The sequence below is a fragment of the Caballeronia terrestris genome (assembly GCF_001544515.1).
Classification (GTDB): domain Bacteria; phylum Pseudomonadota; class Gammaproteobacteria; order Burkholderiales; family Burkholderiaceae; genus Caballeronia; species Caballeronia terrestris.
Window position 1 is genome coordinate 1 of sequence record NZ_FCOL02000381.1, and the last position, 1,504, is coordinate 1,504.

Annotated in this window: 2 protein-coding genes; both read left to right on the plus strand. The window is 62.6% G+C overall.

Annotated features, from left to right (window positions below):
- The coding region (locus AWB67_RS37585; protein ID WP_125477875.1) for an SDR family oxidoreductase at positions 1–708 on the plus strand (708 nt) is incomplete at its 5' end.
- 63 nt (positions 709–771) lie between these two features.
- Positions 772–1,485 carry an enoyl-CoA hydratase-related protein gene (locus tag AWB67_RS37590; RefSeq protein WP_087660832.1) on the plus strand — a complete coding sequence of 238 codons (714 nt, stop codon included), beginning with the start codon at positions 772–774 and terminating at the stop codon, positions 1,483–1,485.
- Positions 1,486–1,504: the final 19 nt, after the last annotated feature.

Sequence of the window (1,504 nt, forward strand, 5' to 3'; positions counted from 1 at the left end):
CTGCAGATTGCCGAGGCGCTTGGCACGCAAGGGGCCCGTGTGGTGATCTCGGCGCGCAAGGCGGACGCGCTTCAGTCCGCCCAGACGCATCTGACCGGCCTGGGTGTGAACGCAAGCTGGATCGCGGCAGACAACGCAAGCGAGGACAATGTCGAGCGCCTTGCCAACGAAGCGATGGAACGCCTGGGCAAGGTCGACATCCTCGTCAACAATGCCGGCGCCACGTGGGGCGCGACCACGGCTGACCATCCGCTTTCCGCCTGGGACAAGGTCATGAACTTGAACGTACGGGCGATCTTCCTGCTCACGCAGCAGATCGGGAAGCTGTCGATGATCCCCAATCGCTATGGCCGCATCATCAACCTCGCCTCAATTGCCGGCCTCAGGGGCAACGGTCCCACGGGCCAGCCGACCATCGCTTACAACACGAGCAAGGGTGCAGTCGTCAATTTCACCCGTGCGCTTGCCAGCGAGTGGGGGCCGTACGGCATCACCGTCAATGCGCTCGCGCCGGGCTTTTTCCCGTCGAAGATGACCAGAGGAACGATCGAGAAGGTCGGCATCGAGAAACTGTCGGAGCGCGCGCCCCTGCAGCGCATCGGTGATGACGACGACCTCAAGGGCGCAGCCCTGCTATTCGCCAGTGACGCAGGCAAGCACATTACCGGCCAGATTCTTGCTGTGGACGGCGGGGTGACTGCCGTCTGATTTCATCCGGCTATATTTAATCCCCATGCGAAGTGCCAATCCACCTGAGCGAAGGAGACCATCATGAGCAACGCAGCAACGACGCCCGAAGTCCGCATGACGATCGAGGATCATATCGCAATCATCTCGGTCGACAACACGGCCAAGAAGAACGCCTTCACCCCGGAGATGATGCAACAGCTCTCGCAGCGGCTGACCGAGTTCGACGACGACGACAACCTGTGGGCGGCAGTTCTCGACCCCGCCGGCGAGCACACCACTGCCGGACTCGACATGCCCAATCGCAAGCCGCTGATCTCGGTGGTCCATGGCATTACCTATACGATCGGCATCGAGCAGATGCTGGCCTCGGACATCGTGATTGCAGCCGACACCGCTCGCTTCTGCCAGATGGAATCGAAACGCGGCATCGCGCCGCTGGGTGGCGCGCACTACCGTTACCTGACCCGCACGGGCTGGGGCAATGCGATGTACCACCTGTTCCTCTGTGACGAATTCTCCGCCGAGGAGGCGTACCGCTGCGGCTTCGTCCAGGAAGTGCATCCATACGGTCGGCACCGCGAGCGCGCGATGGAGATTGCCCGGGCGATCTGCAAGGTCGCGCCGATCGGCCTGCGTGCGACCAAGGCAGCGGCTCTGACCTATATCGAGCACGGCGAGCAGGCAGCGATTGCCGCCATCCCGCAGATTCGAGAGGAGGTCTTCGCGTCGCAGGACTTCAGGGAAGGGATCCGGTCCTTTGCCGAGCGTCGCGAGGCCCGCTTCACCGGGCGTTGATCCCGCTGGTTTACACGTG

Coding starts and splice junctions, on each gene's coding strand:
- AWB67_RS37590 (WP_087660832.1), top strand. CDS start 772: ATGAGCAACGCAGCAACGACGCCCGAAGTCCGCATGACGATCGAGGAT.